The organism is Paenibacillus sp. PAMC21692 (assembly GCF_014303795.1).
GTDB lineage: Bacteria > Bacillota > Bacilli > Paenibacillales > Paenibacillaceae > Pristimantibacillus > Pristimantibacillus agaridevorans.
In genome coordinates this window covers 7,245,163-7,261,006 of sequence record NZ_CP060293.1, presented here as the reverse complement: position 1 = coordinate 7,261,006, position 15,844 = coordinate 7,245,163, and the positions used below count along the sequence as shown (strand labels likewise).

The 15,844-nt window shown below is 48.5% G+C and carries 9 protein-coding genes; 7 read left to right on the top strand and 2 right to left on the bottom strand.

The genetic code is table 11. From position 1 onward, the window contains the following. Positions 1-14: 14 nt before the first annotated feature. Genes H7F31_RS29095 through H7F31_RS29080 form a run of 4 tightly spaced genes read left to right on the top strand, consistent with a single transcriptional unit; the run spans position 15 to position 9,456 of the window. Positions 15-878: a carbohydrate ABC transporter permease gene (locus H7F31_RS29095; RefSeq protein ID WP_261800168.1), complete on the top strand. Its 864-nt coding sequence runs from the start codon at positions 15-17 to the stop codon at positions 876-878. After that, entirely contained in the window at positions 862-2,175 is a 1,314-nt protein-coding gene (locus H7F31_RS29090; protein WP_187101662.1) for a DegT/DnrJ/EryC1/StrS family aminotransferase, read from the top strand. Before H7F31_RS29095 ends, H7F31_RS29090 begins: the two co-directional genes overlap by 17 nt. Positions 2,176-2,214: 39 nt before the next feature. Further along, positions 2,215-7,659 (top strand): LamG-like jellyroll fold domain-containing protein, encoded by a 5,445-nt coding sequence (locus H7F31_RS29085; RefSeq protein WP_187101661.1) that lies wholly within the window; start codon positions 2,215-2,217, stop codon positions 7,657-7,659. A 21-nt stretch (positions 7,660-7,680) separates the two neighbouring features. Further along, complete coding sequence (locus H7F31_RS29080; RefSeq protein WP_187101660.1) at positions 7,681-9,456, top strand: polysaccharide deacetylase family protein; 1,776 nt, start codon at positions 7,681-7,683, stop codon at positions 9,454-9,456. A gap of 93 nt (positions 9,457-9,549) precedes the next feature. On the opposite strand, the gene H7F31_RS29075 is transcribed toward H7F31_RS29080, so the two are convergent. Next, positions 9,550-10,392: a YitT family protein gene (locus H7F31_RS29075; protein ID WP_397373291.1), complete on the bottom strand. Its 843-nt coding sequence runs from the start codon at positions 10,390-10,392 to the stop codon at positions 9,550-9,552. Positions 10,393-10,574: 182 nt separating this feature from the next. Between H7F31_RS29075 and H7F31_RS29070 the strand changes: the two genes are divergently transcribed. Genes H7F31_RS29070 through H7F31_RS29060 form a run of 3 tightly spaced genes read left to right on the top strand, consistent with a single transcriptional unit; the run spans position 10,575 to position 13,485 of the window. Beyond that, complete coding sequence (locus H7F31_RS29070; RefSeq protein ID WP_187105594.1) at positions 10,575-11,723, top strand: DUF418 domain-containing protein; 1,149 nt, start codon at positions 10,575-10,577, stop codon at positions 11,721-11,723. Positions 11,724-11,755: 32 nt separating this feature from the next. Continuing rightward, positions 11,756-12,880, top strand: a complete 1,125-nt coding sequence (locus H7F31_RS29065; RefSeq protein WP_187101659.1) for a sensor histidine kinase — start codon at positions 11,756-11,758, stop codon at positions 12,878-12,880. Continuing rightward, positions 12,877-13,485, top strand: coding sequence for a response regulator transcription factor (locus H7F31_RS29060; protein WP_187101658.1), 609 nt, complete (start codon positions 12,877-12,879; stop codon positions 13,483-13,485). Before H7F31_RS29065 ends, H7F31_RS29060 begins: the two co-directional genes overlap by 4 nt. Positions 13,486-13,541: 56 nt before the next feature. Here the strand turns inward: H7F31_RS29060 and H7F31_RS29055 are convergent, their stop codons facing one another. Next, positions 13,542-15,569, bottom strand: a complete 2,028-nt coding sequence (locus tag H7F31_RS29055; RefSeq protein WP_187101657.1) for a 5'-nucleotidase C-terminal domain-containing protein — start codon at positions 15,567-15,569, stop codon at positions 13,542-13,544. Positions 15,570-15,844 lie beyond the last annotated feature (275 nt).

Sequence of the window (15,844 nt, the reverse complement as noted above, 5' to 3'; positions counted from 1 at the left end):
AGGGAGGGAACATATTGAAAAAAAAATTTACATGGTTCGATTGTATAAATGCCGCTCTCTTGAGCCTGCTGTGTATTTCGATTTTATTCCCGTTTTTTTATATGCTGGCCATTTCTTTAAGCGCCAAGATAGAGGTTATGCAAGGCAACGTATTTCTGTTCCCTCGCGGATTTAATTTGAAATCTTATTCGTATATGCTGTCCAGCAGCACGATAGGGCTTGCTTTTCTGAATACTCTAAAATATACGGTAATCGGCACTGCGGTCGGCGTCTTGTTGACGATGATATCGGCCTATCCCCTTTCCAAAAAAGAGTTTTTTGGCCGCAAACTATTTATGAAAATCATTGTGTTCACAATGATTTTTAACGGCGGCATTATTCCGAATTACTTGTTGATTCTCAAGCTCGGCTTGTACAACTCGATGTGGGCGCTTGTTCTGCCAGTGGCCATCAACAGCGTGTTTATTATTATGACGATTACTTTCTACCAGGCGATTCCGAAGGAAATCGAAGAGAGCGCGATGATTGACGGGGCATCTGTTTACGGTATTTTGTTTAAAATCATCATGCCGGTATCCAAACCTCTCGCGGCGGCATTGTCGTTATTTTTTGCCATGTATCATTACAATAGTTACTTTCTTCCGCTTATCTACTTAAATAAGAAAGTGCTATACCCTCTACAGGTAGTACTTAAAGATATGGTAATTAGTACGAGTTCGCTGATGGAAAACCAAAGGATGGAGGCCGTTAACGAATACGCACAAGTCAGTCTGCAATACGCGACCATTATCATTTCCGTTATTCCTCTCTTGATCCTGTTTCCCATTATTCAGAAATATTTCATAAAAGGGGTAATGATCGGTGCAGTCAAAGGATAAATTCCCCTCGAATCATGATGAAGCCGGAGTGAAACAACTGGCCATAAACGGGGGGAAGCCGGCGCGAATGGAGCCGCTTCCTCCTCACTTTCCCGGGGCGATGGCAATGGATCAAGTGGAGATAGAACGTGTCGCGCAAGTGATACAAGGGCATTCTCCGTTTCGTTATTATGGTCCCAATGTCCAAGGGTTTGTATCGATGTTTGAGGATGAAATGTCCGCCCGTCTGCAAACGCCGTATGCGCTGGGGGTGACGTCGTGTACAGCGGCGCTGATTACCGCTTTGAAAGCGCTTGGCGTCGGTTATGGCGATAAAGTGATCGTACCGGCGATTACGTTTATCGCTACAGCCGGCGCGGTGATCGCTTGTCAGGCGGTTCCGGTATTTGTTGATGTCGACGACAGCTTGAACATAAACGTCGATGATCTGGAACGCGTATACGACGAAGAGGTTAAAGCGATCATCGCCGTGCATCTGATGGGACATCCTTGCGAGATGGATCGTTTGATGCAGTTTTCCCGTCAATACGGTATTCCCGTTATCGAGGATGTCGCCCAGTCATGCGGCGTGCAGTATCGTGGAAAGCCAGGAGGAACAATTGGAGATATTGGCGTATTCAGCTTTCAAATGAACAAGCTGCTGACCTCTGGAGAAGGCGGCGCGATCGTAACCCGTTCGCCGGAATTGTTCGAGCGGGCCGTGCGTTATCATGACCAGGGGCAGTTTAGAGAACAGAGTCGATATGGGATCGGCGACAGGGACGAGGAGATCAACGCTTTCTGCGGGCAAAATTACCGGATGAGCGAACTGACAGGAGCCGTTCTGCTTGAACAGTGGCGTAAGTTGGACGGCATTCTGTCGTCCATGAAGTCGAATTTCCTAACGATTCGTCATGCGCTGGAAGCCGCGCTTCCTGATATGCAGTTCCGTTGTGACGTCGATAAGGATGGCGATATCGGATACAGCCTCGGAATCATTGTTCCTTCGGCTGTCCAAGCGCAGCGGGTCAATCATGCGTTGGAAGCGGAGAATATTCGGACATTTCTGTTATACGGCGGTAAAGCGGTATATCGTTTTCCGCAAATTTTTTGGCAGCGTACTGCGGAAGCACGTCATAATCCATTTCATTATCCGTTCAAGCAGCCGGTTCGTTATTCGGAGAATATGTGCCCACGTGCCGAGGATCTTGTAAATCGCACGCTGTTCCTGCCTGTCAGCGCGATGTTGCAAACACGGGATCTGGATGAAATCATCACCGGCATCGTCAAAGTATTTCAAGTGATCGGACGGACATGACATAATGCTCCATTAAAATCATTGTGCGAGGTGTTGAAAGTGAAAAGAGATATGACAAAAACGGCAACAGCCCTAATCGTATCTGCTTTGTTAAGCATCTTATTCGCATACTCTGCATTTGCCTGGGTGTCCAGTCCGGAAACGTGGACGAATATTCCCGACAAGTGGTCCCTGAATGTGGACGGAGGGACCAATGAACTGGTCGATTCGACTTCAAAATCGGGAACCCGTTCCAATCTGATGACCGGAAATGCATCGACAGGAACCTATGTTGTGCTGGACAAACCATGGGTTCCGCTGACAACCTCCAAATCATATGTTTTCCAGGTATGGCATAAAACTTCGGGCGGCTATACAGGAACGCCAAAGCTAAACGTTATGTATTTGAGCAGATGGGGCGCCCCCGTTCCGAATTATGCCGATTCGCAACAAACGATCGTCGGGCAATCCGGCGATCATGACTGGCAGTTAATCAGCGCTACACTCACGCTTCCGGTTAGTACAGCCAAAGTACGGATCGAGCTGGTCTCGGAAACCGGTCAAGGCAGCGTCTGGTTCGATGACGTTTCGGTCGCAAGCGCGGAAGCGCCAACAACGAATCTGGTTCAGAATCCCGGATTCGAAACCATTCATGCCTATATGTCCGACAGCGAATTTTTTAGCAAATTAAATCTGGATGCTCCGGGTTTGGCGAGTGTAAAGTCGGCTGTCCAAGCCAACGATCCGGAGCTCGCCAAAGCGAATTTGCTAGCCTACTATAAGGCCAGAACAGCGCCGTTGCAATTGGGAGATCGTAACGGTGCCAGACCGCCGGCGGATGTTCATTATGATACCTACATGGCCGACCTTATGCGGGAGCATTATTTGACGCAGAGAGACGGCCAGCGATTCGACATGGGCAGCGATGTAAACTGGGCGGCCTTTGCGCCGGACGGTTCCACTTCCACGCTTGCCGTAAAAAATTATTTCGCAGTTTCCGCCCCGGCGGAGACGACCATGCTTGCGTTCCACTTGGACCAAAATGCAGGTGCGATTGCGAGCGATGCATCGGGCAAAGCGAATCATGGCGCGATCCAGGGTACGCCGGCATGGACGAATGGCAAGTTTGACTACGGCTTGAACGTAAATAGCGGTACCTATGTGACGGTATCGGATCGCAACAGTCTGGATTTATCCGATCAATTAAGCATGGAAGGTTGGTTTAAGTGGGACGGAACCTCTTATGACGGGTACGGCATTCATAAGGGCAACGCCTACTCCCTGCAAGTGGTCAACGGATCGGGCCATCCGGCGGCGCGAGTTTATGTAGACGGTCAATGGCGGGAAGCGGTGGCCGATCAGGCGCTTACCAGCGGCGTATGGCATCATGTGGCGATGACCTATTCCGCGGTTGCGCAAGAAATCAAGCTCTATGTGAATGGCGTACTGAATCAAACGACGGTTTTGCCTGCCGGGCTGAATACGTACGAAATTAACAACAGCACAAATTCGCTGGCAATCGGAAGAGATGCCTCATCATCCAGCCACATATTTACCGGCGCAGTCGACGGCATTGCGATTGCCGACATCGTCAAGGACAGCTTTGCCCTGACAGGGCCTTCTCCTTATCCCGGCGCGCTTGCCGACGCTTATTGGTATACAGGAGAAGAAGTCTACGCGAAAGAGACGATTGATCTAATGTTGGATTGGTATAAGGATAACCATTTCAGAGAAAACGAATTTGCCTCCGATCCCGCTTATGCGAAAGAATCGCCGATCAGCGCCGTTGTCCACCCAGGTTGGCAATCGCTGACGGAAGGAATTCGATTGCAGAACTGGATTAACCTGCTCAACAGCGTGCGAGATTCGAGCTCGCTCACATCCGAAGCGCTCGTAGCCTTGCTTAAATCCATGTACGAACAGGCGGAGGACCTGCGTCATCGTCATCAAACCGGGGATAATGGAGCAATTGCTCAAATGATCGACTTGTATCAATTTGCGGTGCTGTTTCCCGAGTTTCAAGCTTCCGCGCAATGGAAGAGCTATAGTGTTACGATGTTGAACAGCTTGATCCAAAATCTGGTTTATCCCGACGGCGCGGAAATCGAATTAACCACTTTGTATCAGGTAGCCACGATTGCAAATGGATTTCTGACGCCATACAGGTTGGAGCAGCTGAATCAGTGGAATAACTTCCCGCCTTCATACAAGGACCGTTTGGAAAAAATGTATCAGTATCTGATGTACATCGCGAAGCCGGATGGAACAGCGCCATTGATCAATGACAGCAATCGGACATTGTTGCGCGGCAGACTGCTGGAGGGGGCGGCTTTATTCAATCGCCAGGATATGAAATATGTCGCAACCAAAGGAACGGAAGGCTTGGCACCCGTCTACACTTCATACGGCTTCCCCTATGCAGGCCAATACGTTATGAGGAGCGGATGGGATGCGAACGCGCTATATCTGGCGCTCGATGCCGGCCCGATGGGCGTTTCCCACTATCATGAGGACAAGCTGTCGTTCGATCTGTCCGCCTACGGCAAAAACTTTATTTCCGACCCGGGGCTGTTTACCTATGACGGGGACAAGTGGACCCGATACTTTGCTTCTACGGTTGCGCACAATACGATGATGGTAGATGGATTGGGACAGAACCGCAGCCGCTCGGGTCCGTTTGCGGTAACGGCTCCCGTCACCGATACAAGCTGGCTGAGCGGTACCGGATTCGATTATGCCAGCGGACAATATGCCGAAGGATACGGGCCGGCTTTGGATAAAAGCGCCATTCAGAAGCGAGCGATCTTCTTCGCCAAGCCGGATTATTGGATTATACGGGATCGCGTTACGGGGACAGGCACTCATACACTTCAGAACCGGTTTCAATTCGAGCCGATGGGCATATCGATCGATCCGATTACGAAAGCGACAACGACTACTAACGTTTCTGATGCCAATCTTCAAATTATACCTGTCGATCCTTCCGGGCTTGCAGTCAGTTATGCGGAAGGACAAGATTCGGCACCTCCTGCCTCTGCTTATGCCAATGATGCGAATACCCGTCTGCTCATGAGTTTCGACGAGGGTACGGGAACAGTGGCCGGCGATTCTTCATCCTATGGCAACAATGGCACATTCGTCGGAACACCGAACTGGGAAAGCGGAAAGTTCGGCGACAGCGTTGCGGTAAATGGAACAAATTATATACGTGTTCCCGACAGCAACAGTCTGGACATTACGAATGAAATAACGGTTGAAGGATGGTTTAAGTGGGATGGTACAAAAGGACTGAATTATGGCGTCAATAAACGAAATGCGTACGGTCTGGCAATCGTAGATACAGGCGGTTTGCCAACTGCTTGGGTCTATGTGGATGGAGCTGTCAGAACGATTCAGTCCTATAGGGCAACTGTGCCTAATCAATGGTATCACCTTGCGTTGACCTATTCGGCGTCGACGAGGCAGTTAAACTTGTATGTTAACGGAGAGAAAGAACGAACGATTGTATTGCCGCAAGGGTTAGGCAGCTATGCGATTAACGCAAGCGACTTTGAACTGCGAATCGGCACGGATTATTACGGGAACAGTCTATCCGGTAATGTGGATGACGTGCGGATTTCCGATACCATTCGCGATTTCCCGCAAATCGGCGGGTGGTATAGTCCGCTCTATGTGGACAAGCAAGCTGCTCCGCAAGTGCAATATGTAAAACAAGCCGCAAACCTCCCGGATCATATGGACTTTGTCATGTATCCGAGTCCGGCCGGTGCCGTTCCCTCCGTCACCGTCAATCGATTGCCCGTCACGATAAACGGCAGTCCGGCTTCCGCTTCGCAAAGTTCCGCGATGACGGTGAGCAGAAGCGAAGGAACCGATTATATCGCGCTTAGCGAGCCGGACAGCGGCGATAAGACGTTTGGCGATTATGCAACAGATGCCGAAGTCGCTTTTATTCGCAAAGACGCGACCGGGAACCTGTTCAGCATGTCGCTCGCGAATGGCTCCGTATTAAAAGATACATCGACCGGGGATGAACTCGTTACCGTTCTTTCGCCGCATGTGGCGGCAAACTTGACGGTGGTCTATGACGGAACGGCGCTGGAGATCGATACTTCGTTGAACTTGCCCGGTTCCGAAAGTTTAAAAGTTTATGCGCCTTCCGCCGCAAGCGTGCAAGTGAACGGCCAAGAGATCAGCTTCCAAACAATCGGCAGCTATGTTATTGTCGGCGAGGCAGCTTATGAGGCCGACGCTAATACCGTATTGTTATTGCATGCGGATGAAGGTCATGGAGGCGTACTGAATGATGCTTCCGGCAGTGCAAACCATGGTGCCGTTACGGGAACTGCTAATTGGACCTCCAGCAAGTTCGGCGATGCGCTGACGACGAACGGAGGAACCGGTTATATTCGAGTGGAAGATAGCAGCAGTCTGGATATAACGGATGAACTGACGATCGAAGGCTGGGTGAAATGCAATAGCGCTCCATGCACAGGATATTTATTGCAGAAGGGCTATGCATACGGACTGAAGGTCGGGGATGGCAACGGCTATTTGGTCGCAACGGTCTATGTCGATGGCGCTTTGAGAACGGCGGTGTCGACAAGCCCGTTGTCGATCGGGGCGTGGCACCATGTTGCGATGACTTATTCCGCTACGAGCCGAACGATCAATCTGTATGTGGACGGGGAGCTGAAAGCCTCGACTACGCTGTCGGGATTGAACACTTATCATATTCAAACCGATAACCAATGGCTGGCGATCGGCAGAGATTCGAACGGTTGGGGAGGCGGCAATATTTTCAATGGCTTTATAGATGAAGTCCGCATTTCGAACGTGGCAAGATCGGATTTCTCATTGAATAAGCCCTACACGACGGATGCTAACACCGCATTGTTGCTCCATGCTGATGAAGGTCAAGGAGGCGTACTCAATGATTCTTCCGGCAGTGCAAACCATGGTGCCGTTACGGGAACCGCTAATTGGACGTCCAGCAAGTTCGGCGATGCGCTGACGACGAACGGCGGAACCGGTTATATTCGAGTGGAAGATAGCAGCAGCCTGGATATAACGGATGAATTGACGATCGAAGGCTGGGTGAAATGCAATAGCGCTCCATGCACAGGATATTTATTGCAGAAGGGCTATGCATACGGACTGAAGGTCGGGGATGGCAACGGCTATTTGGTCGCAACGGTCTATGTCGATGGCGCTTTGAGAACGGCGGTGTCGACAAGCCCGTTGTCGATCGGGATGTGGCATCACGTAGCGATGACGTATTCCGCTGCGAGCCGAACGATCAATCTGTATGTGGACGGGGAGCTGAAAGCCTCGACTACGCTGTCCGGATTGAACACGTACCAGATTCAAACCGATAACCAATGGCTGGCGATCGGCAGAGATTCGAACGGTTGGGGAGGCGGCAATATTTTCAATGGCTTTATAGATGAAGTCCGCGTTTCGAACGTGGCAAGATCGGATTTTCCTTTCACTCGTAAAAACTAACGAAAGAAGGAACTAGTTACGATGCTGCACATTGTATGGAATGAAACCGAATGCAAGCGGGCATGGAGTGAAGGCAGGCACGACTTTACGACCTATTTATTCGAGATGATGGATTATATCGGACTATCTTATGAGAAATGGGATCATAAGCAATGGCTGCTTCAACAGCCGTCCGGACTTACAATCGTTATAGGAAGTACGGAAAGCGAACTATGGACTAAGAGCTGTATGGATTATTGCGAACAAGGCAACGGTTTGCTTGCTGTCGGGAACATGTATGGCTTGCAAGATTTATTGGGAGTTACAACGCTCGAACCGGTGAACGAAGGCTGGATTCGGTGGGACGAAGCGCCGCTGGCTCAAGGGTTGCAAAGCTCGTTTCACTTTTTCGAGGCAATCGGCATGGAAGTTTCGGCTGCGGATGTGCAAGCATGGGGAGTGACCGTACAACGCAACGGGCTAAATCGGTCTGATCCCGCATTTACGATTCGTAAGGTAGGCAAAGGTTATGCCGCGTTGTTAACGGTCAATCTGATGAAAACTTTCTATATGATTCAACATGGAATTCCCGTATACCGGGATGGCTATCCCGCTCCTGATGGCTCAGCGCCTCTTGATGAAGGTTTTTTGAAAGCGGATGATGCTTGTGTATTGGATTGGCAGCAGGATCGGAACCGTTCGGTGCAAGACGGGATTCCTTACTACCTGCATCCTGTCGTGGATGAGTGGCGGATTGTGTGGATACGCATTTTGCATGAACTGACCGGAAAACTGCAATTGAATTTGGCGCAAACCTGGTTTTGGCCTGACGGACTTGATGGCATCGGACTTATTTCTCATGACACGGACTTGAATTCAGCGCCGCATGCAAGGAGCATGCTGCAAAGGCTGAGGGAAGCCGGGATCAAGTCGACCTGGTGTATCATTATGCCCGGTTACGAGGAGGGGGTTAATCGGCAAATTGTCATGGAAGGCCATGAGGTGGCGCTGCATTATAATGCGATGGGGACAGAAATTCCGCAGTCCGGGTGGTCCGAACAACATTTCAACGCTCAACTGGCCATGTTAAAAGAACAGTTTCCCGATCAGGACATCGTATCCAATAAAAATCATTATTTGCGTTGGGAGGGAGATGTCCAGTTCTATCAATGGTGTGAGCGGGCAGGACTTGGCGTCGACCAAAGCCGCGGAGGAACGAAGCGGGGCAACAAAGGTTTTCTGGTAGGCACTTGCCATCCCTATTTGCCGATCAGCGCGACGGAACAGAATCGTCTCATATCCACGCTAAGCGTGCCTACGCTTGCGTGGGATCCGCCGATGGATAACCGTTGTACAGCCGAGGAGGCGCGGGCTTTATTGGAGCGTTCGATCACCGTTAATGGCATAAGTCATTTTTTATTTCATCCAGCCGCGGGCATTGAAGACGAAGATCGGGTTGGGAAGATGCTCGTTGAGCTTGTGCATTACGGGGTGCAACGAGGAATAGCGTGGTGGACCAGCAAACAAATTGGGCAGTGGTTTCATCTGCGAAGACAAGTTCGGATAAAGTGTCTGAAAAAACGGGAGCGTGTGCTGGAAGTAATAATAGAGTCCGGTTCGCCTGTTCGGAGCCTGGCGATTTTGTTGGCAGATGTAACGGACAAAGTCAAACTTCATCCGGCTGCTAACGATGCAAGCTTGAATGGTATGCGGCAGGTGGAAAGGTTCGGCTGTCGCTATTTGGAAGTGAATTTGGATATCAAAGAAGGCAAGTCGATATTATTTTTGGAAGATATGGATACGGCGCAAACTTTTTAATTCGTTCAACAGCGGGAAGAGACCTGTCATGAAAACAACCGGGCCATGATCGTCGGAAGACGAACTGCCCGGTTGTTTTTGATCTAAGCCAGCCTATTTGCTCAACTTCATGAAACCTTCGCCGAACACATCTCTAACATCATGAATCGTTAGGAAGGCATCCGCATCGGTAGCCTTTACTATCTTCTTCAGACTGGGGAGCTCTTGTTTCGTAATGACGATATATAGAACTTCTTTCGCTTCTTTAGAATAGTAGCCTTTTCCTTGAAGCACGGTAACGCCCCTGTCCATTTCAAGCGTCACTCGCTCGGCAATTTGATCCTGATAATTGGAAATAATGGTAACTGCTTTTTTCGGATTAAGCCCTTCAATAATGAAGTCCATCACTTTAGTTGCAACATAAAGCATAATAATGGTGAGCATCAAGCGCTCAGCCCCAATAATGAAATAGGAGGCGAAAACAACAATTAAATCGAAAAACAGCAGAGCATAACTAATATTCCAGTCTAAGTATTTATTCGCGATACGGGCGAGAATGGTAGTTCCCGCCGTACTTCCGCCAACTTGGATAATGATCCCGATGCCGATGCCGGTCAATACCCCGCCAAATATAGCATTGACGATAATTTCGTTAGAAGCAATGCTCCAATCCCTCGTCAAATGAAGAAACAAGGAATTGAACAATACTGCAATAATCGTATAAACAATTAACTGTCTGTCCAAAAATCGGTATCCGAATAGGAGCAACAGGGCATTTATAATCAAGTTCATCAAACCTGGCGACCATTGGAACAAATAATACAAAATGATCGTTACTCCGGTTACGCCGCCTTCGCCAAGCTCATTGGGAATAATAAACACATTGACGGCTAGCGCAAATAAAAAAGAGCCTAACATCAAAATCAACAGATCGCGACTTATTTTCTTCAGTTGCATGGTATCATCACTTTCATTGTATGTGGTCTAATTTTATCATTATAGTGGAGTGTAAATTGTTCTGCAAATGATTAGAAAGCGTTATGACACTGTCATATTAATTTGCTGATTGCTGTGAATATTCACTGGTCGAGGCCGGATATATGATAAAGGCAACTTATTGGTGCGAAAGGATGGTAACTTTGAAGGAAGCGGCTGGCAGGTTAAGGCTGTTGGACATATTGCGAGGATTCGCCGTGCTCGGAACGCTTGGCACGAATATATGGCTGTTTGCCCATCTGGGCGACGTGAATTATATGTTTACTTTTACAAATACAGAATGGTGGAGCTCAATTCAGGATTTTGTTCGAGTGTTTGTCCTCTTTCTTGTTAATGGAAAGCTGCTCGGGCTGCTTACCATTATGTTCGGGGTAGGACTGGAGATGAAGTATCGGCAGACGTTGAGAAAAGGACACGCGTGGCCTGGCATGTATATATGGACTTCCCTTATTTTATTGGCGGAGGGGTTTATTCATTTTACACTTGTCATGGAGTACGATATTCTGATGAGCTACGGCATAACCGCGATTTTGGCTGCATTTATCGTGAAGAATGGTGACAAGGCGATTAATTTGGCCATGAAAATAGTGGGTGGCTTGCATGGAACAGTTATGCTGCTCATTCTATTTTACTTCGTATCTCTTGCGTTTTCTGGCGCTCATTTTTCAATGGGGGACATGAAGGAGACAGTGTTATTATATAGGGAAGGCAGTTGGCAAGAACAGGCAGCTAACAGGCTTGCGAATTTTCTGCCGCTGCGCTCCGAGGCGATTCTTGTCATTCCTATGAATCTGTTTTTGTTCCTGCTAGGGATCCGTCTGATGAGGTCGGGCGTGTTTGCTATGGATGAACGGGGGCGGCGGCATCGGCGAAAGCTTCTTCGCATCGGTCTTTATGCGGGTATTCCGCTTAATTTGCTGATTTTTGTGCCGAGCGGATATTTTGATTTGCCCATCCGGTATTTGTTTGCGCCGCTAATGTCGCTTGCCTATCTAGGATTGATTGCGAAGCTGTATGAGATGTACTCACAATGGTGGTTGTGGAGCAAGCTTGAAGCGGTAGGTAAAATGTCGTTAAGCTGCTATGTGATGCAAAATGTCATGTGTGCCGTCATTTTCTACGGATGGGGCTTCGGACTAGGCGGCAAGGTGAATTCCGCGGCGATTGCCGGCTTATGGATTGCCGTAAGCTGCATTCAGATTCTTTTTGCAACTCTATGGCTGAAGCGATTCAGGCTGGGTCCTATGGAATCCGCGAGAAGGTTCGCTTCCGGTCTGATAAGCAAGTCATAATCGGAACTAATAATGGAGTGGGTGGGTTTGTTTTGCTGAAAAAAATATATCCTGCCGATCAGATCGAAAGATATTTGATGGTTGATGTTTTTATCATCATGGTGCTCGTTTATCGGGTGCTGTTTCATGAGGAAGACGTGCTTCTGTGGGGGCGACTGGCTTTTCTTTTGCTGTTCCTGGCCTGTTATTATGCCGCGCTCTGGCATCGGGACTGGAGGCTGCTTTGCGCCTGTCTTATCGGATGTTTGCTGCTTGCGGTAATGGGCAGCTATTTCGGCAACTGGCTGCTGTTGTACGGATTTGTATTTGCTGATTTGCTGGGAAGAGCGAGCAGCAAAGGAATGATTGCCGGAGGAATGGCGGGCATTGTCGCGATGTTCGCCCTGTTCAGCTGGTTGGATGCGGACAATCCGGCTGCATTTGTTGCCACCTTGGGACTTCCCGTTATGGTGGCTCAGCTTGCTTTGTCGATTGTGGTGCATACAAGGGAAAATGCAAGCATTCTAAAAGAGAAGCTGGCACTCGCCGATGCCCATCTGGAACGTTATATTAAGGAAGAAGAGCGGAGCAGAATTGCCAGAGATTTGCACGACACGCTTGGACAAACGCTGACCATGATCAAGCTGAAAAGTGAGCTTACCATGAGGCTGGTAGATAAAAATCCCCAGAAAGCCAAGGAGGAGCTGCATGATATTTTAAATAACTCTCGCCATGCCTTGAAGCAGGTTCGAGAACTTGTGAGCGATATGAAATTTATATCTTTAAAAAAGGAGATTGAATTATCGAGGGACATGCTCGGCAAAGTCGGCATTGAACTTGCTGCCGATTGGCGCAAAGAAGCGATGCCGCCATTATCCAATGTGGCGGAAACGATGCTGGCGATTTCCGTGAGGGAAGCGATAACCAATATAATGAAGCATAGCGGAGCGAGCCGCTGTACCATTGTACTATACACGGACGGGGAGCATTACATCGTTAAGGTAATCGACAATGGGAACGGAAATTTGCAGCAGGGGGCGGGCAACGGCATTCCATCCATGAAGGAGCGGATGTTTATGCTGCAAGGTGAAGCAAATTTATCGGCAACTCCAGGAAAAGGAACGATTATCGTGTTGCAGGTACCGCTAGTTAGCAATGGGAGGGTTTCGTCAACATGATTCGAATTGTCATTGCAGAGGATCAAAAGCTTTTGCGCGGAACATTATCCGCCTTGATCGCTATGGAGGAAGATATGGAGATCGTTGCTGAAGCGGAGGACGGCTTGGCGGCATATGATGCGATTTGCAGTCATGAGCCGGATGTTTGTCTGCTTGATATTGAGATTCCGGGCAGGACGGGTCTGGAGGTGGCGGAGATCGTTAGGCAAGAGGGGCGATCCGTCAAAATCATTATCGTCACGACCTTTGCACGTCCCGGGTTTCTCCAGAAGGCTATGAATTTGAAGGTCGAAGGCTATTTGCTTAAGGATGAGCCGATCGATTATTTAATTAGGTCCATTCGCAAAGTTATGCAAGGCGAGCGAGTCGTCAGCACCGACTTGGCAGCGGTGTTGTTTCTGAAGGAGGACAACCCGTTGACCGAGCGGGAGCGGGATGTGCTGCGATTATCCGGATCGGGGTTATCGACCCGTGAAATTGCGAAGGAGTTGTTTTTGACGGAAGGCACGGTCCGCAACTACTTGTCCCTTTCTATTCAAAAGCTGAGTGTGGAGACTCGTCAGCAGGCGACGGAAAAAGCAATTGAGCGCGGGTGGTTAGTGTAGTGGACTTCAAAACAGAAAAAAGCCGCTTCTCCCATTACGGAAGAGCGGCTTTTTCCTTACGGCAGTACGATTACTTGTCCTGGATAAATGAAGTTCGGATTTTTGATCGTAGTTTTGTTCAATTCATAAATCTGCTTCCAGCGTTTTCCGTCCTTTAAGGTTTTCTTCGCAATACTGTAGAGTGTGTCTCCCTTTGCTACCGTATATGTTTTTACTTCTTCTGCTGGATCCGTGGACTCGCCGTCAGGCGCCTCGGTTGATTCCGATCCTTCGGATGGTTCGGATTGCCATTCTTTTACCGATTTTATGGAGTAGCTGTCCGCGTTCGGTTTAACAAGCTCTCCGCCGTTTAGGTATTTTGTAAACAGCTCAACAAGCGGTACGGCATATTCAATATGAGTTTCTTCCTTTACATTTGGATCTCTTTCGATAGCCTTTTCAAACGTGACATAGCCGTCTTTGCCAAGAGCCGTAAAGGAGTTTGTAACTACAACATAAGATTTATCCTTGTCGATGGGGGACCACTTGCCTGTCTTTCTATCTTTTACTTCTACGTTATATACGCTCTTGACGTTGTCGCTTGCATTTAAATAAACGTCATATCGCAAGTGCGACGCATAAGGAAAGGCGCCGGTGGATTGCGTGATGCCCTGCGAGTAGCGAATGGCGTCATCCAGAACATTGACTACTTCTTCGCCGGTTATTTTAAGCGTAGTCACTGTGTTGGAAAACGGCAGCATGGTGTAGGCGTCGGCCATTGTAAAATTGCCTTGTAAAAAGGTGGACCTAACGCCGCCAGCGTTCTGGATGGCAAGGTCTGCTTGCGGCAAGCCGTACAAGAAAGAGTCGGCAACAACTTGTGCTGCAAAGCTGCCGTTTGCATCTTTCATAGCTGTAAAAGGTTTGGGGATACGATCGTTGGTCAATGTTTCTTTCACTGTGCCAATGACGGTCGCCATCTCCGCCTCTACCGCTTCCCGGTAAGGTTCAATAATTTCCTCCACAACGGGATTGGTAGTGCCCTCTACCAAAACCGGGCTTTTCGCAATCGCATCTTTGATTTTGGCCAATGCAGTTTCGTCCGCGTCAACCCACTTCCCGTCTACGTTAATCTGATAAGGACCGTTAACGGGAGCGATGGGCTTCCCCGCTGCGTTGATGACGTCGCCTTGCTCATCGAATGTCAAATCAATTTTACCCAGAACCTTGGCGTATTCCCATGCTTGGACGATGTAAGTGTCTTTTCCGTCCGCATTTGTAACAACCGTTGGATATTCGCCGGTCACAGGCAAACCAAGATCTTGCATCGCACCCGAAGAGTCTAGCAAGTTGTGAGTATCTCCGCCGATAATCAAGTCGATGTCGCTGGTTTCAGCTGCCAAAACCTGATCAAAGTCATAACCCAGATGACTCAGTATCAAAATTTTGTTGATACCTTGCTCCTTTACTTCTTCAACGGCGGACTTAACAAACTCGATTTCGTTAATAAAATCAACATCGTCGCTAACAAGCGAGGATTCCTTTGTTTTTTCAATTTTTACAACGCCGATAATGGCAACCTTCTCGCCGTTTACTTCTTTAATCATGTACGGCTTGTTCAGTTTTCCGAAGAGCGGGGATTTTTTAGTCGGTTTAATATTTCCTGACAAGACCGGAAATGTTGCCATGTCGTACAAGTCGGCAAGGCGCTGGTCGCCCTCGTCAAACTCATGATTGCCAACCATGTAAGCATCAGGCTGCAAGGCGTTTAACACCTTTATGTCCGTCTCGCCCTTGTAGAGGCTGAAATATAGCGTTCCGTTCACTTCGCCGCTTTGCAAATACAAGGAGCCGTCGTTTTTGTATTCATTAATCAACGACGATATGTAAGACATGCCGCCTAACTCCAATCGTACTTTTTCGTCATCTTGCGCGTCGTCATAGTCTAATCTAAGATCGTAAGTTTGACTTTCCAAATGCGAATGATGGTCATTCAGGTGCATGATGGTTAAATCGAAAGATTCGGAGGCAAGTGCAACTGCGGGGCTGCTTAAAGAAGAAACCATGATGGCTGCTACGCCCAGACCAATCCATCTTCTTTTCAAAATAAATCTCTCCTTTATGTTGTGATCATGTTTATTGTAGGGATGGATTATTTTTGAAACATAAATTGCAGCTTAATATTATGTAAATAAATCTGACTTAACGTTGGGCAGCTTTGCTTGCTCTGGTGCCGGGATGGTGTCAGCGTGGTGTCGATGGATTCATTGACAATAGCGACAGGACTGATCATAATAGGGATAACAAGGAAGCACCTTCGTAGACACACATTGTATTTGTGTTGCTATTGAAGGTGCTTTTTACATGGAGAGGAGCGGAT